The sequence below is a fragment of the Corynebacterium yonathiae genome (assembly GCF_027570195.1).
In the GTDB taxonomy this organism is placed as follows: domain Bacteria; phylum Actinomycetota; class Actinomycetes; order Mycobacteriales; family Mycobacteriaceae; genus Corynebacterium; species Corynebacterium yonathiae.
Genome location: NZ_JAKMUZ010000023.1, coordinates 12,703 through 35,384, shown reverse-complemented (window position 1 = coordinate 35,384; position 22,682 = coordinate 12,703). Strand labels below are relative to the sequence as shown.

General features: G+C 58.7%; 15 protein-coding genes, 1 tRNA gene and 1 pseudogene. 5 read left to right on the top strand and 12 right to left on the bottom strand.

Features of this window, described 5'->3' with window-relative positions; translation table 11 throughout:
* From L8V22_RS10675 to L8V22_RS10660, 4 genes and pseudogenes are all read right to left on the bottom strand, one after another.
* Positions 1–582 (bottom strand): ABC transporter substrate-binding protein (locus L8V22_RS10675; protein WP_269966499.1); only part of this gene is annotated, 582 nt, incomplete at its 3' end.
* 202 nt (positions 583–784) lie between these two features.
* Positions 785–1,246, bottom strand: a pseudogene (locus tag L8V22_RS10670) (ABC transporter ATP-binding protein); the annotation flags it as partial.
* Between the two features lie 1,778 nt (positions 1,247–3,024).
* Positions 3,025–3,101 (bottom strand) — tRNA-Met (locus tag L8V22_RS10665).
* Positions 3,102–3,251: 150 nt separating this feature from the next.
* Positions 3,252–6,185, bottom strand: coding sequence for a UPF0182 family protein (locus L8V22_RS10660; RefSeq protein ID WP_269966501.1), 2,934 nt, complete (start codon positions 6,183–6,185; stop codon positions 3,252–3,254).
* On the opposite strand from L8V22_RS10660, the gene L8V22_RS10655 reads away from it, so the two are divergent.
* Genes L8V22_RS10655 through L8V22_RS10645 form a run of 3 tightly spaced genes read left to right on the top strand, consistent with a single transcriptional unit; the run spans position 6,151 to position 7,590 of the window.
* Positions 6,151–6,276 carry a hypothetical protein gene (locus tag L8V22_RS10655; RefSeq protein ID WP_269966502.1) on the top strand — a complete coding sequence of 42 codons (126 nt, stop codon included), beginning with the start codon at positions 6,151–6,153 and terminating at the stop codon, positions 6,274–6,276. The genes L8V22_RS10660 and L8V22_RS10655 overlap by 35 nt on opposite strands.
* Before the next feature lie 59 nt (positions 6,277–6,335).
* Complete coding sequence (locus L8V22_RS10650) at positions 6,336–6,872, top strand: PPA1309 family protein (protein WP_238802072.1); 537 nt, start codon at positions 6,336–6,338, stop codon at positions 6,870–6,872.
* 46 nt (positions 6,873–6,918) lie between these two features.
* Complete coding sequence (locus tag L8V22_RS10645; protein WP_238802073.1) at positions 6,919–7,590, top strand: beta-N-acetylglucosaminidase; 672 nt, start codon at positions 6,919–6,921, stop codon at positions 7,588–7,590.
* Between the two features lie 5 nt (positions 7,591–7,595).
* Here L8V22_RS10645 and L8V22_RS10640 read toward each other — a convergent pair whose 3' ends face one another.
* Positions 7,596–8,660, bottom strand: coding sequence for a YlbL family protein (locus tag L8V22_RS10640; RefSeq protein ID WP_238802074.1), 1,065 nt, complete (start codon positions 8,658–8,660; stop codon positions 7,596–7,598).
* Between the two features lie 92 nt (positions 8,661–8,752).
* On the opposite strand from L8V22_RS10640, the gene L8V22_RS10635 reads away from it, so the two are divergent.
* Entirely contained in the window at positions 8,753–10,165 is a 1,413-nt protein-coding gene (locus L8V22_RS10635) for a zinc-dependent metalloprotease (RefSeq protein WP_238802075.1), read from the top strand.
* On the opposite strand, the gene L8V22_RS10630 is transcribed toward L8V22_RS10635, so the two are convergent.
* On the bottom strand, positions 10,162–10,683 hold the full coding sequence (locus tag L8V22_RS10630) for a M48 metallopeptidase family protein (protein ID WP_238802076.1): 522 nt from the start codon (positions 10,681–10,683) through the stop codon (positions 10,162–10,164). The two genes, L8V22_RS10635 and L8V22_RS10630, sit on opposite strands and share 4 nt — an antisense overlap.
* Positions 10,684–10,745: 62 nt before the next feature.
* On the opposite strand from L8V22_RS10630, the gene L8V22_RS10625 reads away from it, so the two are divergent.
* Entirely contained in the window at positions 10,746–11,633 is an 888-nt protein-coding gene (locus L8V22_RS10625; RefSeq protein WP_238802077.1) for a hypothetical protein, read from the top strand.
* Here L8V22_RS10625 and L8V22_RS10620 read toward each other — a convergent pair.
* The 6 genes from L8V22_RS10620 to L8V22_RS10595 form a co-directional block, all read right to left on the bottom strand.
* Positions 11,611–13,668: an ATP-dependent DNA helicase UvrD2 gene (locus L8V22_RS10620; RefSeq protein WP_269966498.1), complete on the bottom strand. Its 2,058-nt coding sequence runs from the start codon at positions 13,666–13,668 to the stop codon at positions 11,611–11,613. The genes L8V22_RS10625 and L8V22_RS10620 overlap by 23 nt on opposite strands.
* Positions 13,661–14,392, bottom strand: coding sequence for an NAD(+) diphosphatase (locus L8V22_RS10615; RefSeq protein WP_238802079.1), 732 nt, complete (start codon positions 14,390–14,392; stop codon positions 13,661–13,663). The genes L8V22_RS10620 and L8V22_RS10615 overlap by 8 nt, the downstream gene beginning before the upstream one ends.
* Positions 14,393–15,511 (bottom strand): potassium channel family protein, encoded by a 1,119-nt coding sequence (locus L8V22_RS10610; RefSeq protein ID WP_420840006.1) that lies wholly within the window; start codon positions 15,509–15,511, stop codon positions 14,393–14,395.
* Positions 15,512–15,583: 72 nt separating this feature from the next.
* Positions 15,584–18,763: an ATP-dependent helicase gene (locus tag L8V22_RS10605; RefSeq protein WP_238802080.1), complete on the bottom strand. Its 3,180-nt coding sequence runs from the start codon at positions 18,761–18,763 to the stop codon at positions 15,584–15,586.
* Positions 18,756–21,863, bottom strand: a complete 3,108-nt coding sequence (locus L8V22_RS10600; RefSeq protein WP_269966500.1) for an ATP-dependent helicase — start codon at positions 21,861–21,863, stop codon at positions 18,756–18,758. Before L8V22_RS10600 ends, L8V22_RS10605 begins: the two co-directional genes overlap by 8 nt.
* Positions 21,864–21,895: 32 nt before the next feature.
* On the bottom strand, positions 21,896–22,681 hold the full coding sequence (locus tag L8V22_RS10595; protein WP_238802081.1) for a hypothetical protein: 786 nt from the start codon (positions 22,679–22,681) through the stop codon (positions 21,896–21,898).
* Position 22,682 lies beyond the last annotated feature (1 nt).

The window sequence follows — 22,682 nt, the reverse complement described above, 5'->3', positions numbered from 1 at the left end:
GACCCAGGTATAGAGCATCTCGCTGGACCAGCCAGCCACGACAGCACGACTACCTGGCTTTACTGCGTCCTTGGTCTGAGCAATCTTGGCCTCGATGCGCTGACGGACATCTTTAGCCTTTTCCTCTTTGCCGAGTTTGGCCGCGATCTCATCCATCGAGTCCAACACGTCCGAGTAAGTCTCATCTGGGTAGGATTCCGTCTGCGCAATCTCTTCCAGCTGTGGCATGATATCAGCTTGACGGGTAGGGCTAGCCAAAATCAGATCTGGTTCCAATGACTGGATAACCTCCAGGTTCGGCTGCTTGGCTTGGCCCACAGAGGTCGCCTGACCTAACTGTCCCTTCAACGTAGTTGGTGCCTCCGACTTGCCGATTTCCACGATTCCCACAGGGTCCACATCGAGGGCCTTGAGAATTTCCTCATAGCGCCAATCGAGCGCCACAACTCGCTCGATCTTCCTATCTCCACCCGATCCCTGAGAAGAAGAATCAGAAGAACACGCAACAAGGCCCACGCCTAGGGCTAAGGTGGCTACGAGTGCGATAACCGCACGCGTTTTAGTGAAGTCTCTATTTTGCATAGGCTTACCTTAGCTTTATAAGGGTTTACTTTCTAGAACCTGATTGCTTCCCTCTCCAAGACAGACCATGCAGCCACAGGATGAGTTCCATAAGGGGATAACGGTGAGGAGCGGATGCGGAAAACCGCTTTAGCTAGAATCACCTACAACCTCTGCGAACAAACTCCAAACTGCGGTCTTTGGTGTTCATCTTTCGAGTGCACTAGCCCTTGAGCACACCGCGGGAAACGATGACGGGAGCGGCGCTGAAAGGATCGTCCCAGATTTCTACATCGATACCGTAGGCTGCGGCTAAGATATCCTTCCGCAGTGCTTCCTTGGGAGTTCCCCGCGCTATGACCTCGCCGTTATTCATAACCACCATGGTGTCGGAGTACTGACCAGCCAACATGAGGTCGTGCAGCACAACAACGACTGTCTTACCAGCGCGGGCTTGCTTGCGTACGAGCTCCAAAACACTAATCGCATGGGCAGGATCGAGGAAGGTCGTAGGCTCGTCGAGCAGATGCACTGGCGTGTCCTGAGCCAGAGCCAGTGCAAGCTTTACCCGTTGCCGCTGGCCGCCAGAAAACACCGAGTGATCGCGGTCGATGAAATCCGTGATGCCTGTCTCCACGCATGCTTGCGCGATGATGTCACGATCCCTCGCAGACAAGCCGCTCAATAGAAATAAAAAGCCCTCATCGGCTAACCGATGAGGGCCTGGAAGTTGGTAGCGGGGGCAGGATTCGAACCTACGACCTCTGGGTTCTCTACGCCAAAGACGCACTACCTAGAATTATCGCTGGTGTTACTACATTTCAAGACCGCAGGAGACCCCTGGAGATTGCTAGAGATTGCTCTTCTAGTGCAACCCAAGTTTCCCAGCCGCGAGAGCGGCACGCATAGACGAAACGTCCACAAGGTCTGTGTATGCTCTTTGGTTCATCGCCTCATCGTGCCCGAAGAAGGCAGCCCTCACGTTCGGTGCTACGCCTCGTGCGATTGCACGGTTATTTAGGATGGTGCGCCACTGGTGTGAGCGCATGGCCCCCGCTAAGGGCGATTCAAGCTCTGTTCCTATGTCGGTATAAAGCCGCGCTGCTGCCTTTGAGGCATTCTGGCGGTCTCAATACCTGCCGGAGTCTGCCGGTGAAGGCGTAAGTGATGTGGATGGTTTTGAGCCGTCACATCGAGTCGTTGCCGCCAGTAGGCGCCTATGCGGTCGTCCAAAATAGGTACTGCGCGTGCCCTGTGAGTAGTGTTGGAGATATCTTGGCAAACGGTGACCGCGAGCGTCTCGCCTGTTACGTCAGCATCGGCGCGTGTCAGGGCCAATATTTCCGATAATCACAGACCCGTACCCGCTTGGAGCAGTGTGAGCACCACAATGAGGTCATGCCTGCCTTCCTTAAAGCAGCCCCTTCTTAGGATTACCCTCCGAATGAGAGGCGCTCAGCAGGTTACGCTTTTATGTTGACCCGTAGAAACGCTGCAATCTATCCATATTGCAAGTCCATTGGCTTCGTCACTGAATCATCAATTGGTCGATAGATATAGACCTTGGCGCCAACTCCCCCAGTGCACAATACGGTGGAGTATTCAACATTCTCGGAACAGCTCATCGAATATGAACGCCCGTCCCAAGGTGAGACTACTTCTAGAACGGGCTGAGAGTCGCCGGTAGCTATCCAGTGTTCGATAAAAGCGTCGTATACTGCACGTCCAAGTTGAGGAGAGGTGTGGTTCACTTCGGTACTCGGGGCCGTGCCTGTACGTCCATAAGTGTAGTACGGAAAGTCCGCTTTTGACCGACCACTTTGAGACTGAAGATGGTTTTGCTCTTGTTGCTTATCTTTACTCGGTTGTTGGGGTCCTGGCACTGAAGTCTTAGTGTGAGGACTTTGATCATTGGCTGACGGTGAATCACTTCTAGTTGCAGTCTTAGGTGTGTCCGATGTCGGCGCGCCGCTACTTGCTTCAGTTGCCGGTGCGTTCGTCGATGAATCGAGGCGGGGAGAAAACGAAGGCGCAGGCTCATCACTTTGGTCAGTTGAGCACGCACCCAATCCCAGGCTAAGAACAGCTATAGAACTAATTACACATGAAGTTTTGCTGATCCTATTTGGCATGCGATCTCCTTTAGGTTAAATCCGGGAATGAATTGGTGCTGTAAATGTTTGGTTCAAGAGCGATCTTGTCGTGCCTTGCCTTCAGTGCACTTCTGCAGGACAAGATGTTACCCAAGCCTGCTGACATTCGTCTAGACTAAAATATAAAATAGTCATAGGTTATGAGGTTACCCTCGTTGAAGGGACACCCTATTCGTACGGATTTTGTGCCCGTAGGAGAAAATGCTCATTGGGGGATGCGGAAAATCCTCCAAGATTTCGTCCGCATCCCCTCTTGCTCCTTAACCCGAAAAGCCCCTACCAGCGTTTCCACTGGTAGGGGCCTGGAAGTTGGTAGCGGGGGCAGGATTCGAACCTACGACCTCTGGGTTATGAGCCCAGCGAGCTACCGAGCTGCTCCACCCCGCGTCGAGATGACTTCCATCATCTGCGCTTGAACAGTACGTTCACACAAAGTGTATTCGCTCTGTCCCGGCGACTCATGTAACTATACATACGGAAAGGCACCTACCCAAATCCGCTGGGCAGGTGCCTAATTTTCCCGTTTAGAAGCGGGAACTATTTCTCGGTCTTCTGGTAGGACTCGACTGCCTTATCGAGCTCATCCAGGGCGCGGCCGTACTCCTCGAAGGAACCATCGCGCGCATCCTCAAGTCCCTTTAGGGCCTTGTTGATGTCATCGATGGCGCCAGCCTGGTCGGAAGAGGACGGAGCAGAGGCCGGGGCCGAAGACTTGTCATCCTTGGACTCCTTCTTATTCTCGTCGTCCTGGGCGCCATCCTTGTCCTCAGAATCGCCATCGACTTCCTCAATGTTTTGAGCGGCCTTGGCGTCAATTCCAACTTGTTCAAGGGCATCACCGATAGTGGGGGCGTAGCCTACGCGGCCTTTATAGGACACGAGTACGCGCAGCAGCTTCGGGAAGGCAGAGGCCTGGTCCTTGCGCTGCGAGTAAATCGGCTCGAGGTACAGGATTTCGCCGCCACCTACTGGCAGGGCCAGCAGGTTACCGTTGTGCAGGTCGTTAGTGCCCTCCCACAGGGTCCGGTCGCGGGCTACCTGATCGGAAGACATCATGGCGTCCTGCGCCTGCTTCGGACCCTGAGTCTGCGTATTGGTCGGCAGCACGCGCACGGTGATATCGCCATAAGTCTCCGGATCGGAGGAGACAGCCATGTGCGCAGACAGGAACTCACGGTTAAGGCCACGGTAAGACGTGGTCAGCTGGAAGGTCGGCTTTCCGGTCTCTGGATCTGCGGCCATTACGTAGTAAGGCGGCTGGTTGAGCTGACGGGATTCCTCCGCAGTGGGGTCATTCGGCACGGACCAGAAGGCATCGTTATTGAAGAATACATTCGGGTCATCCACGTGGTAGCGCGCCAGCAGGTCACGCTGCACCTTGAACATGTCTTCCGGGTAGCGGAAATGCTGGCGTAGCTCGTCAGAGATTTCCGCCTCTGGCTTGACGACGTCCGGGAAGACGCCCTCCCAAGCCTTGAGCACTGGGTCATTCTTATCGAACTCGTAGAGATCCACGGTGCCGTCATAGGCATCCACGGTGGCCTTGACCGAGTTGCGGATATATCCCACCTTGTCGTTCACCAAACGCTGGGTGGTGCCGTCAGGATTGAGGGCGTCCTGGGTGGCGTCGGAAAGCGAAGCGCGCTGGGAATAAGGCAAGGACTCCAAGGTGGTATAGCCATCCACAATCCACTTCAGGCGGCCATCCACCACGGCCGGGTAGGTAGCAGAATCGGTGGTCAGCCACGGCGCAACCTTTTCCACGCGCTCGCGCGGATCACGGTCATAGAGAAGCTTTGACTCGCTGCCGACGCGGTCAGAAAGCAGGAAGTTCAGCTCGCGGTACTTGGCAGCGTACATAGTACGGTCAAAGATATTTCCAATACCGACGCCGCCCTTGCCGTCGTAGGTATAGGTGGAGCTATCGGTGTCATACTCCACCGGGTTATCGCCAGTCTTGCCGGTAATCGCATAGTCCATGCCATCAGCAGCGCCAGCAATAACCGGACCGTAGTAGATGCGCGGCTGGTCTACCTTGATGCCCAGGGATTTCTCGGCGTCCTGGGTTTCGCCTTCGCCCTCAGCCTCACCGGCCTGGGTCTGCAGATCAGACACGGTGAAGATGGGGAAACCACCGCGGGCAGAGCCAGCGTCGCGGGCTACCTCATCGACCTTATTTGCCTGTGCTGCCACGAAGCCATTGCCGTGAGTGTAGACGGTATGACGGTTAATCCAGTCCGACTGGTTCTCCCGCAATTCGTTTGGATCTAGCTCGCGGGCGGCAACGACAAAGTCACGTTTCTTGCCATCAATCTCATAGCGATCCATCGATAGCGTTTCAGGGAAGCCATAAAAGTTCTTCAGCTGCTGCATCTGAGTGAAGGTAGGAGAAAGAATCTCCGGATCCAGCAGGCGAAGGTTATTGATGGTGGCGTTATCAGAGGCCACCTTGTCATCAGAGACCTCTTCCCCGCCACCCCAGTTATCTTCATAAGTGACGTGGTCATCCGTGAGCCCATAGGCAAAGCGCGTGGCCTCAATATTGCGGCTAATGGATTCCTCTTCCTTAGCCTGGCGGTTAGGCTGCACAGAGAAGCGTTCCATAAGCAGCGGCCATGCCTGACCAATCACCAGCGAGGAAAGCAACATCAATACCACGGCCAGGCCAGGGATACGCAGGTCCTTGATGACGATGGCCATAAACAAGGCCACGGCCACAAAGACGCCGATGATCATCAAGATGATTTTCGCCGGCAGGTAAGCATGAATATCGGTATAGGAACCACCGGTAAAGAGATCGTGCTGGGTATATAGCAGCTCGTAGCGCTCCAGCCAGTAGCCGATAACCTGGGCTACCATCCACAGGCCCGCAGTAATCGCCAGTTGCAGGCGAGCTGGGCGGGAGATGGAGCCACGCACGCCAGCGGCCTTATTGCCAATGCGAATGCCACCCAGCACATAGTGACCAAAAAGCGCAATGAGGAACGCCAAGATCAGCAGGATGGATATAGTGCTAACCGCGATCTGCAGCACGGGAAGCGTAAAGGCATAAAATCCCAAATCGTGGTGGAATTGGGCATCTTTCTCGCCGAATTCCTGACCGTTTAGGAAAAGCAGTACTGTGCGCCAATTGGACTGGCCGATAAGACCGGCGATAACACCCACGATGGCTGGGATGACCTTGAAGAAGAGGCCCATGGACTTCTCAATGGACTTGCGGTACTGATAGACCGGCGAATTCAGATCTCCAAGATCGAGCGAATCCGGGCGTCCGCGCCAGGCGAAAAAGCCGGCGGCCCATACTACGGCGGCAGCTATGAGGCCGAAGATGATAAAGAGGACGATCCGCGCAATAATCGCGGTGGTGAAAACGTTCCGGTATTCAATCGCACCAAACCACCTCCAATCCGTGTACAAGCCCACAAACATGGGGCCGATGAACAAGAGGACGGCAATGACGGCCGCAATGATTGTCGCGACCCGCGGGGGCCGCTTCAACGGGGCGGCTGGTGTGGATGACCCTAAGGACAACGCCAGCTCCAATCAAATAGTGCGAATTTAAAACCTGTAGACTTCTTCCAGCTTAAGGAAGCAATACACAGATAACGAATAAGGATGTTTATGAGTTCCCCCGAATTAACACAGCCAGCTTTAAACCGCGCGATGACCGAAGCCGTGGAATTCGTCCATGCCGAGGGTTGGGACGCCCGCCCCACCATCTTTGCGCTCGTTCCCGCCCACTTGGTTGCAGACCAGCTGGCAGCACTCGATGAAGAAGACGCCGCGCCGCTTACCCTTATTGTGCAGGATAATGTGCCCGAAAACATTGAGCCCGGTTCTGAGCAGCTGGCCGATTATGTCTCCCGCTTGGCTTGGCCGCGGGAGGTAGCCGGCGTCATCCTGGCCCAAGAAATTAAGTTCCGCGATACCTCCAGTGAGGACCCCTCCCCTCGCCCGGCGCGCCTATTTTCCGGAGCGCTGCGTGAAGAAGGAATCGAAACCACACTGCTCCAGCTGCGCCCCACCGAAGAGGAGCTGGAAGCGGCCGGGCCATTCGCGCAGGACGATATCCAGCTGCGCGGCGGCCCCCAGGTTGCACCGGGGGTTATTGCGGCCTTGCGCTATGGGCTGAGCCAAGACCCAGATGAACTAGATTAGACTGAAAAGACAATTCTCGCCTGCGACTAAGGAGCTATTTCCTACCGTGCGACGCATTACTCTCACTTGCCTTGACACCACCCGCGCCACTGCAGCAGCCCTGCTGTTGGGGGTAGGCGTGAGCGCTGCCGCTTGTTCCTCAGACGATACCGCGCCTGCCGACGTCCCCGTGGAGACCACCACCGCCGGCGCCGAGTCCGCCACTTCCGAAGCGGACGCCTCTGAGGAGACCAGCGCCGCCTCCAGCACTGTCTCCACTACTGATTCCAAGGTCGAATCGAGCGCGGCGGAAAGCTCGGAGGCGTCGGAGGGGGCGTCGGCAAGCAAGGAGCCCGGAACCGAAAAGTTGGAAAAGTCTGTGGCTAAGGCCTATGACATCTTTGCTCCGGTAGCGCCCGAGGAGCTTTTCGCCCTCTTTGACCGCTGCGATTCCACGGGCGGGGACGATTCCTATAACTGCTCTGGGCCAGAGGTAGGCCAGTTCCAGTTTTTCCGCTCGCACTCCAAGGCGAAGCAAACCACGCAGGTGCTTACCGAGCTGCGCAGCTCGCAGGTCATTGAGGATGACGGCGACCGCGTCGTAGGCTGGTCCACCTTGGGAACCACCGCGGTCATTACCGTAGTGGACAATAAAGAAGGCATGGTCATGCAACAGATGATCTCCTCCGATCAGGAAGACCCGGAAGAGAAGATCAAGGAGCTGGGCTTAGCTAAGTAGGCCGGCTACTGGCAGGTTTTAATATCCTTGCCAGCCGCGAAGTCCTTCATCGTGGACACTGCCTCATCCAAGGTGGAAACTTCCGCGATAGGCATATCGCCGTGGTCGCTCGCGGCGGCCTCGGAGCAATTATCCTTCGGCGCGAGGAAGAGCTCCGCTCCGGCCTCGTGCGCCGCGGCGATTTTATGTTGGATGCCGCCGATGGGGCCTACTTTGCCATCTTCCTGAATCGTGCCCGTACCGGCCACGAACTTGCCGCCGGTGAGGTCTTCCTCGTTGAGCTTATCGATGACCGCCAGGGTAAACATCATGCCGGCGGAGGGACCGCCAATATCCTGCAGGTTGTATTTGACCTTAATATCGTCTTGCGGGACCGAGAGCATGGCGATGCCCAGCATCGCCTGCCCCTTCTGTTGGGGATTTTCCCCGAGTTCAATCTCTTCTTCTTGCTTTTTGCCGCCTCGTTTCACGGTCAGCGTGACTTTATCGCCGGGGCTCTTTTCTTTAATGATGTCTTGGACTTCTCCCGGCTCCGAGACGCCCTTGCCTTCCACTGCGGTAATGACATCGTCTTTTTTCAGCTTGCCCTTTGCCGCGCCCTTATCGAGTACTTCCGCGATGGAGATCTTTACCGGCAGATGCAAATAGTCCATGGCTGCGACGGTCGCAGCAGATTCGGACTGGGTAAAGGCCTGCTTATTGGACTCTTCTACCTCTTTATCGCTCATATTCTGCGGAATGACGGTATCGATGGGCACGATGGTGTCATCGGTCATCATCCAGCGCCCCAGCGCCTGCGCCAAGGTCATATTGGTGCGCACGGACACCGTGGTCATGTTGAGATGCCCGTCCGTGTCATAGGTTTGCGGAGCCTTAACGTCAACGACCTGGGTACCGTCCACCTCACCCAATGTGTCCACCGTGGGGCCGGGCCCCTCGGCTGCATAGGGGACGGTCAAAGACACATCGGTGCCGGGGATATGGTCAAGCGATACCAACGCACCGGTTAAGACGACGGGGATAGCTCCCCAAGTGATGGTGCGGACGCGACGGCTAGCAGGAGAATTCACGGATCAATACCCTACAACCTTTGGCGTAGTGTTCGCTGTCAGCGTAGCGGGATCATGGAAAGTAGTCGGACGGTGCCGGTAGATTAGGACGCATGAGCAACGGATTCGGTTTTTCTTTCCCCAATAACGATGACGACGATAATGACGGACGTCGTGACCAGAACCCGTTCGGCGCATTCGGCGGCGCTAATGGTGGCGGCCTCGGTGACATGCTGAACCAGTTCGGTCAGATGCTGTCCGGCATGGGCTCTTCCATGAACTCGCCGGAAAACTCCGGCCCGGTCAATTACGACATGGCCAAGCGCATCGCCCTGCAGCAAATTTCGCAGTCCAAGCCAGTAAGCGCGGACGATACCAAGGCCGTCGAGGAATCCGTCCGGCTGGCAGAGCTCTGGCTTGATGACGCTACCTACTTGCCCACCGCCTCCGGCACGGCCAAGGCATGGGATTCCAAGCAGTGGTTGGAAGAGACCATGCCGGCGTGGCAGCGCATGGTCACGCCAGTAGCAGAACACATGAATGATGCTCAGCTGGACTCCATGCCAGAAGAGGCCCGCGAAATGATGGGCCCCATGGCCAAGATGATGAACCAGATGTCTGGCATGAACTTCGGTATGCAGCTCGGCCACGCCTTAGGGGATCTAGCCTCTCAGGCGCTGACCGGCTCCGATTTTGGTCTGCCCATTGCCCCGTCTAATACCGTCGCGCTATTGCCGCAGACCATCCAGAAGGTCGCCCGCGAGCTCAATATTCCAGGCCAGGAGGTGCTGGTTTATATCGCCGCACGCGAGGCAGCGCGCCAGCGGCTCTTCAAGCACGTGCCGTGGCTGGTCGAGCGCATCGTCTCCTCAGTGGAGGAATATGCCATCGGTTTGGTTATTGATACCTCCCACTTGGAGGAAGTAACCCGCGAGCTCAACCTAGAGTCCGGCGATCCGCAGGCAATCCAGGACGCAATGAGCAAGCTGCAGGGCATGGATCTTTCCCCTCGCATTACCTCCCAGAACACTGCGGCCGCATCCCGTCTCGAAACGCTGTTGGCCCTGGTAGAAGGCTGGGCCGAGCACGTGGTCACCGAAGCCTTGGGCGAACGCATCCCGTCCACCTCGAAGCTAACTCAGGCTTGGGCACATCGCCGCAGCACCGGCGGATCCGCCGAGAACGCCTTCAGTAAGGTCGTCGGCATCGAGCTCAACGCCCCCAAGGTTTCTGAGGCCGCCGAGCTATGGCGCCGCGCCACCGTTGCCGTGGGAGCCGAGAAGCGCGATAAAGCCTGGGATCACCCGGACTTCCTGCCTAATGCAGAGCACCTAGATAACCCGGCCGCATTCATCGACTCCCTATTGGATGACGGACCTGATGAGGGCTTTGAGGAAGAGTTTGCCAAGCTGGAGGAAATGCTCAAAAACGGTGAGGATTCCTCTGCTACTCAGGGCGATGAGACCGGGGAAGCCGATGGTCAAGACGAGCAGAAAGAAAAGGGCAACGAGGACGACGAAAACTAGCAGCCCCAGCGCTGGTAGGCCTCAAGATAGCCCTTCGCCCGCTCGGCGTGGGGCGCCCTGTCCGCCCACTGCCAAAACTCCCGCCCGTGGCGCGGGATGAAAGTGTGGGTCAACTCGTGAAGAATGACTGAATCCAGCACATAGTCCGGCACCTGTTGCAGCCGGTCGCTCAGCCGAATATCCGCGGTGGAGGTAGTACAGCTACCCCACCGCGTATTTTGATTGCTTACCCAGCGAATAGAGCCGATGGTCGCACGGCCGTCTAAGTAAGCCGCGTTCAGCCGCCGAGCGCGTTCTTCGAGCTGGGCGTCTGAGCGCCGGCCACTGCCCTGCTTCTTTTCTACCCGCGCCAACATATCCGCCACTGCCTCGTGCTCATCACGCGCGGACATCCATGCGGGAATGCGTACCTCGAGCACGCCAGATACCATGCGCGCCTGCACGGTCTTCTTCCGTTTGGCAGAGCGAATGACTTTAACCTCTGGGGAGTGTGGAGTGGTGGGCTGCGTACTCGACATGACAGGTGATTGTACCTGTGGTGCAATGGAGTCGACATACTTCGGGGGAAAGGGATATAAGCGTGGGGATTTCTGCCACCCAAGTAGTCTTGGCACCAGGCAGCGGCGTGTTTTGCCGCGAACAAGGGGTGGTCCAATTTGGAATGGATGCCACCCGGGTTGGAGTAGCGGAGACGGGGAATGCACTCGCCGTCGCCGCAGCCTTCAACACCGCTCGCGAGCCAGTTGCCCCGGAAGATTTGTCTCACCGGCTACATGCCGCGGGGCTGGAGGCAGCGGCAGCGCTGAGCCTTATCGAAGATGCGCTGGACTATGGAATACTCTGGCCGCACAAGGAAGCCGATGACAAGGTAGACACAATTGTCGTGATGGGCGAATCCGCCCTGGCTCGAGGCCTCCGCTCACGCCTTGAGGCGGATGGCTTCCAGGTGCGCATCCCATTGGAGGAAGACAATGTCTTTTCCTATATCCACGACCTCGACGGCATGTATCCGATACTCGGCGTGGACCAGCTGCACTGCCCGCTGGATTGCGCCAACGCGCTCGCAGGCACAGAAACCACGTGGATTCCGGTGTCTCTACTGGACAATCGTGGTGTCATCGGGCCGGTACGCATCCGGGGCCAAGGCCCGTGCCCACTGTGTGCGCACCTATCCCGCGTGGATATGGACCCGCGATGGAATATCATCAGCACCCAGCTCACCCGCGTGCGCCGCAGGCCAGAAGACGTGGTGCTCGATGCGGTCACAGCGCATACGCAGGTGATCATCCGGCGACTGATGGGACGCCCGCTGCCGCCCGGCGCACCGACTACGAAGCCACGCCCCGGTCAGCAATGGGAGGTCGATGTCTACGGCCACCACCAGCAGCGCACAGTTATTGCACATCCGCGCTGCCCGGTGTGCTTCGGCGGTAAAACCAACCTGGCTAGCTGCGAACCGAACGAATGACCTCTAGCACCTGGGCGCCGTAGCGCTCCAACTTGCTAGGGCCTACCCCGGAGATGGACAGCATTTCTGCCTCATCGGCAGGCAGTTCCTCCGAAATGGCTTGCAAGGTGGCATCGGAGAAGATGACATAGGCCGGAACCTTTTCCTCGCGCGCTACCTGGGAGCGCCACGAGCGCAAGGCGGCAAAGACCTCTTCATCACCGCCGCCCTCGCAGTCTTCGTGCCGGCCGATGACCTTTTCTGCCGGTGTCCCGAGCAGGCCAGAGCACACGCGGCAGCGCTTCGGGCGGCGCGCGCGGGTGCTTCCCCCGGAGGCATCCTCGGCCGCCGGTACGATGCCGTCGAGGAAGCGAGTACGCTCGCGCGAGGCCCGCGAACCGGTAGTCTTTGCCAGCGCCCACGACAGCGCGAGGTGCTCACGCGCGCGGGTAATACCGACGTAGAACAAACGCCGTTCTTCCTCCACCTGCTCATCGCCCGCCTTAATGGCGTGGTTGATAGGCATGAGTTTTTCGGTCAACCCCACGAGGAACACCGCATCCCATTCCAGACCCTTAGCGGCGTGCACGGTAGCCAGGGTGACGCCTTCCATGGCCGGAGCTTGTTTATCGGTAGAGCGCCGGCGCAGCTGCCCCAGCACCCCGTTGAGATCGATGCCAGGAGCCGATTCCACGATTTTTTCGATGAGCCCTACAAGTGCGTTGAGCGACTGCCAGCGCTCACGTGCTTGGGCACCCTGCGGTTCGGTGGCGCTCAAGCCCAGCTCGACAAAAGCTGCCCGGGCAATCGCCACCGGGTCATCTGGCAGGTCCTCGCGACGGGTGGCGGCGATGAGCACGCGAATGGCCTCCAGGATCTCCGGGCGGCGGAAGAAGCCCTCGCCGCCGCGGACTTGGTAGACCACTCCGGCGTCGGCAAGCGCCTGCTCAAACTGCTCCGACTGGGCGTTGATGCGGTAAAGGATTGCAATCTCAGAGGCCGGTACACCCTGGTCCAGCAGTGTGAGAACCTGGCCAGCTACCTCCTGAGCCTCAATCTCCTCCGACTCATAGGCCTTAAAGGTGGGCTCTGGACCGGACTCGCGCATGCCCTGTAGCTCCAAACGGGTGCCTGCCGCGCGGCCGGTAGCCTTGCCAATGACTCTATTGGCAAGGTCGGTTACCTGCGGCGTGGAGCGGTAGTCGCGCTGCAGCTTGACCACAGTGCCATTCGGATACGTGCGCGAGAAGTTGAGCAGGTAATCCGGGGAGGCGCCGTTGAAAGAATAGATGGTCTGATTAGCATCGCCCACCACGGTGAGGTCATCGCGCTCGCCCAACCAAGCGTTGAGCACCCGCTGCTGCAGCGGGGTAACATCCTGATACTCGTCCACGACGAAAGTGCGGTACTGCTCCCGGAAGGTCTCCGCAATCGCCGGCACGTTTTCAATGGCGCCAGCGATATGCATGAGCAAATCATCGAAATCCAAGTGCATCATATCCGGTGTGGCCTTGGACTGCTCGTAGCGGCGGAAGGCCTCCGCCACCTTGGCTGGATCCGCGGGCGCGCTCCGCTCCGAATTAGCAATCACGGACTCATAATCCTCGGCGCTGACCAGCGCGGACTTAGCCCACTCGATCTCCGCCAGGACGTCACGGATCATATCCTTGGAATTATCTAGCCCCACCGAACGCACCGCGCGGGCAACCAGCGGGAATTTATTATCTAGCAACTGCCATGGAAGGTCTCCTGCTACCTGGGGCCAGAAGTACTTCAGCTGACGGCGCGCCGCCGCGTGGAAGGTCTGTGCTTGCACGCCGGCCACACCCATGGTGCGCAGGCGGTCGCGCATTTCCCCGGCGGCGCGCGCCGTGAAGGTCACCGCAAGCACGCGTTGCGGGCTCACAAACCCCTGGTCCACTAGGTTGGCGATGCGATAGGTAATAGTGCGGGTCTTGCCTGTACCCGCGCCAGCCAAGATGCACACGGGCCCGCGCGGCGCCGTGGCCGCGCGCAGCTGATCTTCATCCAGCAGGGACAAATCCGGCTTAGTCACCGTGATACCACTCCATAATCATCGTGTGTGCAATTGAACCCGGACGAGGAAGCGAAAGCTCAGGCAGTTCGGAGCGCTCCACCCACCGGATCTCTTCCAGTTCCCCATCAGTATGGCAGGTGGGGTGGACATCAGCCGTTTGCGCACAAAAGCCCAGCATAAGAGAGCCACTCGGCGGCCACGACTGCGAGCCCCAATAGCGGAGCGCCTCCACCCTACGTCCGGTTTCTTCCAAGGCCTCGCGCGCAAAGGCCGCCTCTGCGGTCTCACCCGGCTCAACGTAACCGGCAATCAAGGAAAAGAAGCTATTGCGGCGGCGATTGCGAGCCAGCAAAATCCGGTCGGTGCCGGCAAGGCGAATGAGCCCAATGACGGCGGGATCTAGGCGCGGAAAGACCATCCGGCGCGCGTCATCGGGATCGCACCCGACGATTCCCGGTGCGGGGTAGTCCAGCTTGCGTCCGGTCCGCGGATCAAAGCGTTGCTCGCGCCGGTTACGGATAAGCGCAATGGCTTGCAAGATTAACGGCTGGTCTGCAAAGAAGGTCGCGCTTTCCAGTCGGCCCAGCTTCCCGGCGCTGTCTTCCGGACACAAACAGGCCTGCAAGGTACCTAGGTCCACCACGGCCTGCTTGCCGACGCCACCGGGAACCCCTTCCACCAGCACCGGCTCCCCCGCCGCCGTAACCGGGACGAGGCCGCCAGGAGTTACTGGGAGGAACATTTAATCCTCGTCATCATCGTCCATAACCTCGATAGGCTGCTCCATCTCATGCTTAATGTAGAGCAGGCGGTCGCCCGGCTTCAGCGCGGACGCATCCGCGGTATCCACGCGGTGCAGTTCGTTATTGCGCAAGACTGCAAGCACGATGTCTGCTAAGTGACGTGGGTTGGAGCCAACCTCGAATTCGCGCACGGCGCGCTCGGCCACGGAGAATCCCTCATTAGGTGAGAGCAGGTCCTCCATCATTTCCACCACAGTCGGGGTCACGGTGGCCAAGCCTAGCAGTCGGCCGGCCGTCTCCGCAGAGGTGACCACGGAATCTGCACCGGATTGGAGCAACAGGTGACGGTTTTCGGACTCGCGCACCGACGCCACGATCTTGGCCTTGGGCGCAAGCTCTCGCACGGAGAGGCAGCACAGCACCGCGGTATCATCCGTAGATGGGGTGACAACAATGGAGCTTGCGTGCTCTACCCCAGCGACCTTTAGCACGTCCTGTTTGGTGCCGGAGCCAAAAATGGTAACTAGCCCGTGGTGTTCGGCGTGTGCAAGGGCCGCACGGTTAGTATCGATGACCACGATCTGGGAGGTCGGAACATCATCGGCCAGCAGCGCGGCCACCGCTCCAGCGCCTTTAGTGCCATAACCGATAACGACGGTGTGGTTACGCAATTGCTTTCTCCAGTTCTGGATTTGGAAAGTACGGCGGGCCTTATCCGTCAACACCGACAAGGTCGCGCCAACCAATAAAACAAGGAAGATCAGGCGGGCAGGTGTAATAAGCGTTAGGTTAATGAACCTGGCTTGCGGGGACACAGGCACGATATCGCCGTAGCCCACAGTGGTCAGCGACACCGCAGCATAGTAGGCGGAATCCAAAAGCGACATGTCCTCGCTATATCCACCGCCGTCCAAATAGACCACGACTGTCACGAAGACAACAATGCCCAAAGCCCACAGCACACGCTTGCCCAACTGACGCCACGGGCTGGAATTTTCATCCCTCGGCACCGTAATGACATCAATGAGCGCATGGTCCGGCTGCGAGGACAGCTCGACCTGCGGCAGGAAGCGACTTCTAAAGCGTGACTTCATTGCCTGCGCACGTTTTTTGCCCACTAGCCCAGCCTTCTTTTCCGGTCTCGAATGATTGCTCAAGAGATTGCGCGCTTACGCAACCGCCCACATACCTTAGCCCTTATGGTGCTCAACTGACGATTCAAGCAGTTTCTTCAGCTCTTCCCCACGGGGCAGGCGGTTAGGTTCAAAGGTATAGCCATCGTGCACATAGTAGAACGCGGCACGAATCTTCTCCCCGCCATGGATGCGCCGCCATGCTTCTGCATAAACCGCTAGCTGTATCTTTGCGGCATCCATAGCCTCTCCTTGGGGAGGGCGGCCGGTTTTCCAGTCCACCACCATCCAAGTTCCATCCTCCAAACGGAATACCGCGTCCATGCGCCCGCGCACCACGGCCTCACCAATAGTGATTTCGAAGGACGCCTCCACGTGCTCCGGTTGGCGCTGCGCCCACTCGGAGTTCAGGAAAGCCTCTTTAAGCTCTTCCAAGTCGAAGTCCTCCGGCTCATCAATACCGGGAAGCTCTTCCTCGCCTAATAGTGCTGGGCTGCCAAAACGGTCTTCCAGCCACGCATGGAAGGCGGTACCGCGCTTGGCATAGGAATTCGGCTTGAACGGCACTGGGCGGCGTTGCCTCCGGGCAAACTGCAGTGGGTCAGCCCGCAGCGCAACCATGTCAGAGGCAGTCAGCTCGCTAGGCAGCTCAACGTCTACCACCGGCTGTTGCAGGGCCTTGTATTCTTCAATGAGCGCGCCAGCCTCCTGCTCCCATAACTCAAATGTTTCACCGCGGCTAAGCTCTGGTAGTTCCTCCATTGCTTCGAGCACTAAATCCGCAGCGGCGACTGCCTCCGGGCTGGCCTTAAGCGCTGGGAATTGTGCGCTCTCGCCAAAGTCGTCTTCAGAGGGCTCCTCGGGGACGGACCACTCCACCACGTACTGCGGGAATTGCTCTTTCAGGCGCTCTAGGTATTCATAGGGCGCCTTCTTGTTCTTCCCATAAGCATTATTGGTTCCCGATCCGGTAACGGTCAGGGTGGATTCGGTACGAGTCAACGCAACATAAAAAAGGCGCGCCGATTCTTCTGCCTTGATGGCGCTATCTGCCTTCCTAAACTCCTCACAGGCGTTTTGAAAGTGCGAGCGCTTTTCGGCATCCTCCGGAACCTCAATATAGTCTTCTTCTCCCGGGACCTTGTCGATCCTGGTCAAGAAGGTCTCTGCCTGCGCGTTATAGCTAGAAGAATCAGCATGCACCACGCAGACATGTTCCCATTCCAGACCCTTTGCCTTGTGGGCAGTCATAATTTGCACGCGATCCGTGGCGGCAGGCACCTCACCCAAATCAAGGCCATCTTCCTTTTCGAGGGCAAGCGCAAAGTAGTCTAAAAGCGCATACAAGGAATCGCCGTGGAAGCTAGCGACAATATCGGCAAATTTATCCAAGTGGGCAGTTCCCCCTGCGCTTCCGCGAGCCAAGACCTCGGTGCGGATATTAAACAACGCTTCAATATCGGCAAAGATGTCCACCAACGGCTTGGATAGCGAATAGGTGCGCAGGTGACGCAATTTGGCAGAGACGTCTTCCATGCGCGCGAGGCCCTGCGGGGTATAGCGATCTCGCTCACCCAAATCAGCCAGGGCGTCGGCAAGGCCAACGCGCTGATCCGGTTCTTCAGTGGTGACCTCTTCTAACTGCGCGCGCAGATAGTCTTCCGGGTCCATTCCCGTCTCCCAGCGCAAGCGCTCTTCCCTCACACCGGCCAGGTTTCGCTGGCGGGAAGCAAGGGCTTGAATATCGCTAATGCCCAGGCCACAAATGGGGCCCGCCAGCACCCGCACCGCCGCAGGAAGATCTTCTGGACGCACGAGCATGGTGGCAATAGCCACGAGATCCTGGATTTCTGGCTGCCACAGCAGGCCTCCCAGGCCGATGATTTCATTGGGTACACCCGCTTTGTCTAAGGCCGCTGCGATAGGCGCGGAATGTCGGTTTTTGCGCACCAGGACCGCAGCGCTGAAGGTATCTCCCTCGCTTTTCTCCCATAGCTCTTTCAAGTAGCCGGCAATAAACTCGCGCTCGCGAACTTCGCTTTCAAAGTAAGCCAGCTGAATCTCACCTTCGCCCTTGTGCGGTGCGGCGGAAAGCTCATCCACCGGGCGTTCAACGCCCTCGAATACCCCTTCCGCCACTGAGTTAGCTAAATCCAGCGCGCCAGAGGGGTTGCGCCACGAGGTAGTCAACTGGTCCTTCGGCGCAGGTGCGCCCGGTGCGACCGGGAAATCCTCTACGAAGGCAGTGAGGTTTTCGGAAGTCGCACCACGCCACCCGTAGATGGCCTGCATTGGATCGCCTACCGCCGTAACCGACATATCCTCTTGCTCCCCACCAAAGAGGCTGCGCAAGAGCACGCGCTGGGCATAGGAGGTGTCTTGGTACTCATCCAGCATGACGACCTTATAGCGCTGGGATTGCTGCTTGCCCACTACAGGATGATCCCGCGCTACTCGCGCGGCAACGGCCATCTGCTCGCCAAAGGTGATGACTTGTCGCTCGGATTGTTCCTTTTTCAGGGCCTCCAGCAGCGGCACGTATTGCACGCGGCGTTCTTGCGTGTGGATATAGTCCAGCAGCTTTTGAGAGTATTCGGGACCGTTCTTTTTCGATTTATCGAGGTTATCGATATCCGCACGAAAATCCCGTGCATGTTGAGCAATGTGGCTTGTGTCTTTGAGACCGTTATCAATGTCCTGGCTAAATTTCAGCAGGGTCTCGGTAATCGTGGCTAGGGTGCGGTCATCTTCTAGCTTTCCGGTGTAATTGCGCACTACATCGTAGGCCAAGGAATAGCGCTCGGCTTCCGTGATGATGCGAGCGGTAGGCTCTACCGGAATCAAAAGGCCGTATTCACGCACGAGTTCTCCCGCGTAGGAGTCATAAGTAGACACTTTCGGCGCAATGTTTTCTAATGCTTCAGCCACCTCACTACCAGGTGAGATAAGACCGGAGTCGCGCAATTGAATCAGCTGCCGACGGATGCGTTGCTCCAATTGCTGTGCGGCTTTGCGGGTAAAGGTCAAGCCGAGGACCTGTTCCGGTCGCACATAACCATTAGCCACCAGATACACCACGCGCGAGGCCATGGTCTCTGTCTTTCCGGCACCGGCGCCGGCAACTACAAGTTTGGGGCCGAATGGCCCTTCGATGACGTGGGCCTGCTCATCGGTAGGCGGAAATTTTTTGCCCAAGGCCGCAGCGATTTGCTGTGGGGAAAAATTGCTCTTAGGCATCGGTGATCATCCTTCCTTCTTCCTGCACGGGGCAGATGGAGCGAATTGGGCAGCTATCGCAGTCTTTATTGGTGCGCGCCGTAATGCGTGGACCACGCATCTCTTCCACCAGCGGGGGCAAGAGTGCGGCGAATTCTTCCAGGACTTCGGGCGATTTATCACTTTGCCAAATCTCGCCAATCTTCTGGGTGGTCGTGCCTGGATACACCAGCACGCCTCCCTTGCGCGGCATTCCTTCGCCGTCGTGGACCTGGTGGCCGTCGAATGCGCCACGGGAAAGCGCGAGTTGATAGGCCATCAGTTGCACGTGTTCCTCGCCTTCCTTTTTAGCCGGTGTGCTCCTGCCGGTCTTGAGGTCCACAACTAAGTAGTTTCCTTCTTCATCGCGAAGGAAACGGTCCATATAACCGCCGATGCGCACGCCCTCGCTGACGTGCACGCCCACGGGAATTTCCACCCCAGCAAGTTCTTGATTGACCTCGGATTGGCGTGCCCATTCGCGAGCGCGGTCCAATAGCGCGGAAAACTCATCGAGTTTGAATCGCAATTGCCACTGCGGGACGTCCTGGATGCGTTCGAAAGCTTCCATCACCAAAAGCTTGGCCTTTTCCGCATCCATACCGCGGCCAATGGCTTCAAAGAAGGCGTGGGCCAAAGTACCGCGGAGCAGTCGTTCCTCGGTACTTGGGTCCTCAGCCACATTGCCCAGCACAGCCTTGAGCGGGCAGTTGAGCAACGCTTCTACGCGAGAGGGCGATAAACTGCCGCTGGTATGCAACGGCAGTTCAGCCGCAACGGAACGAGCCGACCACCACTGCTCCGGGTGGGCGCCAGGGATATCGGCCGCCGCTAACCGCGCGAGCTGGCGGGCAGCTTGCTTGCGTTCAACCTCACCGGATTCCGGATTGCTAACTACCCGGCGCAGCTGCGCGACGAATGCCGGTACGGACAGCACCGCCACATCGAGAGGATCCACCTCGAGCCCATCGCGCAAAGACACGGGCGCGGGTTCGGGCACATCGAGGCCCAGTTCGCGCGGGAGTTGGGCGCGGCGCAGCGCCCGCTTTGCTTGGCGACGCGCAGCTTGACCGGGCACATCGACACCACGTCCGGCGAATTCGCCGATGAAGCGAGAAGGCTCGGAGACCGTATCGCCCTCTGGATTCTCCACGGCGGCAATGAGCAAGCGCTTTCGGTGGCGGGTGGTAGCGACATGGAAGAGGCGCCGCTCCTCTGCAAGGCGGGAGGCAACGTGGCTGACGGGGGTATCGGGATCAATATCGTGGTCGAGGAGGTCAATGAGATCTTCTTGGCCAAAGATGGAGCCGGTCTCCCCTAGCGAAGGCCAACTGCCTTCCTGCGCGCCAGCCACGATGACGGTATCCCATTCGCGTCCCACGGCACCGTGCGCGGTCAGGATCTCTACGGCCTGCGGAGTGGCGGTGCGGCGGTCGCGCACGCCGGTGGGAAGTTCTTGTTCGGTGATGTGCGTCAAGAATGCACGAAGCGAGGAATCTGGTCGGCGTTCGACGAAGTCACCGGCGGCATCAAAAAGCGCCATCATCGCATCCAAGTCGCGGTCAGCCTGCGAACCCGTCGCGCCACCACGCAGTGCCGCAGCCTGCAGGCGGTTGTCCAATTCGGTAGCGGTCCACACCGCCCAGAGAATCTCCTCCACCGAGGCCCCAGAGGCGAGCGCTTCTCGGCCGGCACTAAGTACGGCACGTACGCGTTCCAGGATGGAATATTCCCGCTCGGTAAGCTGCCCGTTGAAATCCGGAAGCTCACCGTAGAGAAGGCCGCGGAGGCTATCGATGCCCCGAGTAGTGGAGTCCCAGCGGCGCAAGCCACGAATTAGGCGGCGCAGAGTAACGGGATCGGCACCACCCACGGGGCCGGTGAGCAATTCTTCCAACTCCGAGTTGGACAGGTCCTCCTCCAAGGCGCGCAGCGCAAGCAACACAGCGGAAACCAAACGCTGCTCGGCCAAGACAACGTCGGTGGGACTAATATGCACGGGCACTCCAGCCGCCAATAGGGTGCGGCGCATTTGACCAATATCGCTAGTAGAGCGCACGATGACGCCGATCTCACGCCATGGCACGCCATCTTCTAGGTGGCGGCGGCGCACAGTATTAGCTACAACGTCGCGCAGTCGTCCCTCCGAGTCCACGATGGATATGCACGCCGGTGTGGGTCGGCGGTGAGGCTCAGTGAGTTCAATGTCATGCTCAGCTGGAAAGTCCCGCAGGAAGCGCGAGCTAGCGCCACGGAAGGCAAAGACGGATTGGTCCGCATCGCCGCCCACGACCACGAGACTGGCCTGCGGAGTCAGCCCGCGGATGAGCTCTCCTGCGGTGGGGTCGAGCAACTGCGCATCATCAACAATGATGCTGTGGAAGGGATGGTCGCGCAGAAGCTGGGGGCGTTGGAGCACCGCAGTAACCAACTCCGCAGCAGAGTAGGAATGGGCGCGGGAGAGGAGCTGCACGCGTTCGTACTCGCGCAGGAATTCGCCTGCGGCGGACCACATAGGGCGGCCATACTGCTCCCCGAGGCGCTCCAAGTCACCCGGACCCAAACCGCGTTCAATGGAGCGCAGGAGAAAATCGCGCAGCTGCCGGGCAAAGCCCACATATTCCAGCGCCGGACGCATTTCTGCCGGCCAAGAACCGTGACCATCTTCCGCCTGGCCAGTAAGCAGCTCGCGGATGACGGCATCTTGTTCCGCACCGGTGATGAGCCGCAGCTCCTCCTCGGCAGCCGTACGCAGGAGCGCAAAAGCCAAGGAGTGAACGGAACGCACCATCGATGTCTGTGCAGCGTAGTCCTCAAGGCGTTCAGATAGCTCGCGGCGCAGGCGAGCCCCGGATTCCTTCGAAGGCGCGATAACGAGAATGCCGGAGGGATCCGCACCGGTTTCTCGGGCTTTATCCAGGGCATGAATAACGGTATCGATAAGGAAGCTGGACACGCCGGTGCCCGCCGCTCCGGTCACCTTCCAGGTACCGGATTCGGGCAGGTCAACAGGCCAGGTGCGAGCCGTGGCGGACGGAGTACGGGGAACGAGGCGCACCTGCGGGGACGGTGGAAGTACCACTCCCGCGCGGGCGGTGGAATGGGGGTTGTAACTCACCGCTCCAGTATGGCAGATGCCCGCGACACCAGATGCTGCTCCACGCGCTCAATATGCGAACGCGTGTTTGAACGCGACGCGGAGTGCAGGTCATTGATATGACGCCTATACGACACCGCACGCAACAGCAGCTCCTGCATGCCCGGCACGTGACTAAAGCGCTGGCAGATCCCGTCATCAACAGCTTGGGCAATAAGCCCGTCGACGATGACCAAAGCGGCGCTCCAGCCGGCCGGGCGTGGGGATTCGCTAGGCACGATGTCCACGATGCCCGGTGGGTTGGAGCCGTGGTAGACAGTGGTGGTGAGAAGTGCTGTGTGGGCGGGGATAAGGGGGACGTCGGCAAGCGAAGCTGGGCGATAGGCCTCCCCGGTTTCTTCCCACGCTGCGCGCTCTGCGCGCGCAAAAGCATCGCCACGCTGCCCGTTAGGCAGTGGGACCTCGGCCATGGCCGCATCGAGACGCAGCGCCATTTGTGCGGTTTCATCAATGCGTCCGCGGACCTGGCCCGGAATGAACTGGGTGGCCTTCCAACCGGCGGCGGTATGTCGGCCGTCGCTAGACAGGACCGGCCGGGAAATCCGGGCGCCCTGCACGCTCAGGCGCTCGCGCACCTTGGCGGACCAGGCGGCAAAAGGACCAGCCTGGGAATAGACCACATCACCCACCTTGATGCCGTTATCCCACACCGGGCCTAATTGATCGCCCTGAGCGCGGCGAGTACCGGCAGCACCGGTTTCCGCATGGAAGGCGCTTAATACATGCTCTGGGGGAAGCGGCATC

Excerpts from the sequence above, each read along its gene's own strand:
- L8V22_RS10655 (WP_269966502.1), top strand. The coding sequence starts at position 6,151 with ATGAACAAGAGGACGGCAATGACGGCCGCAATGATTGTCGCGACCCGC.
- L8V22_RS10650 (WP_238802072.1), top strand. The coding sequence starts at position 6,336 with ATGAGTTCCCCCGAATTAACACAGCCAGCTTTAAACCGCGCGATGACC.
- L8V22_RS10635 (WP_238802075.1), top strand. The coding sequence starts at position 8,753 with ATGAGCAACGGATTCGGTTTTTCTTTCCCCAATAACGATGACGACGAT.
- L8V22_RS10630 (WP_238802076.1), bottom strand. The coding sequence starts at position 10,683 with ATGTCGAGTACGCAGCCCACCACTCCACACTCCCCAGAGGTTAAAGTC.
- L8V22_RS10615 (WP_238802079.1), bottom strand. The coding sequence starts at position 14,392 with ATGTTCCTCCCAGTAACTCCTGGCGGCCTCGTCCCGGTTACGGCGGCG.
- L8V22_RS10605 (WP_238802080.1), bottom strand. The coding sequence starts at position 18,763 with ATGCCTAAGAGCAATTTTTCCCCACAGCAAATCGCTGCGGCCTTGGGC.
- L8V22_RS10595 (WP_238802081.1), bottom strand. The coding sequence starts at position 22,681 with ATGCCGCTTCCCCCAGAGCATGTATTAAGCGCCTTCCATGCGGAAACC.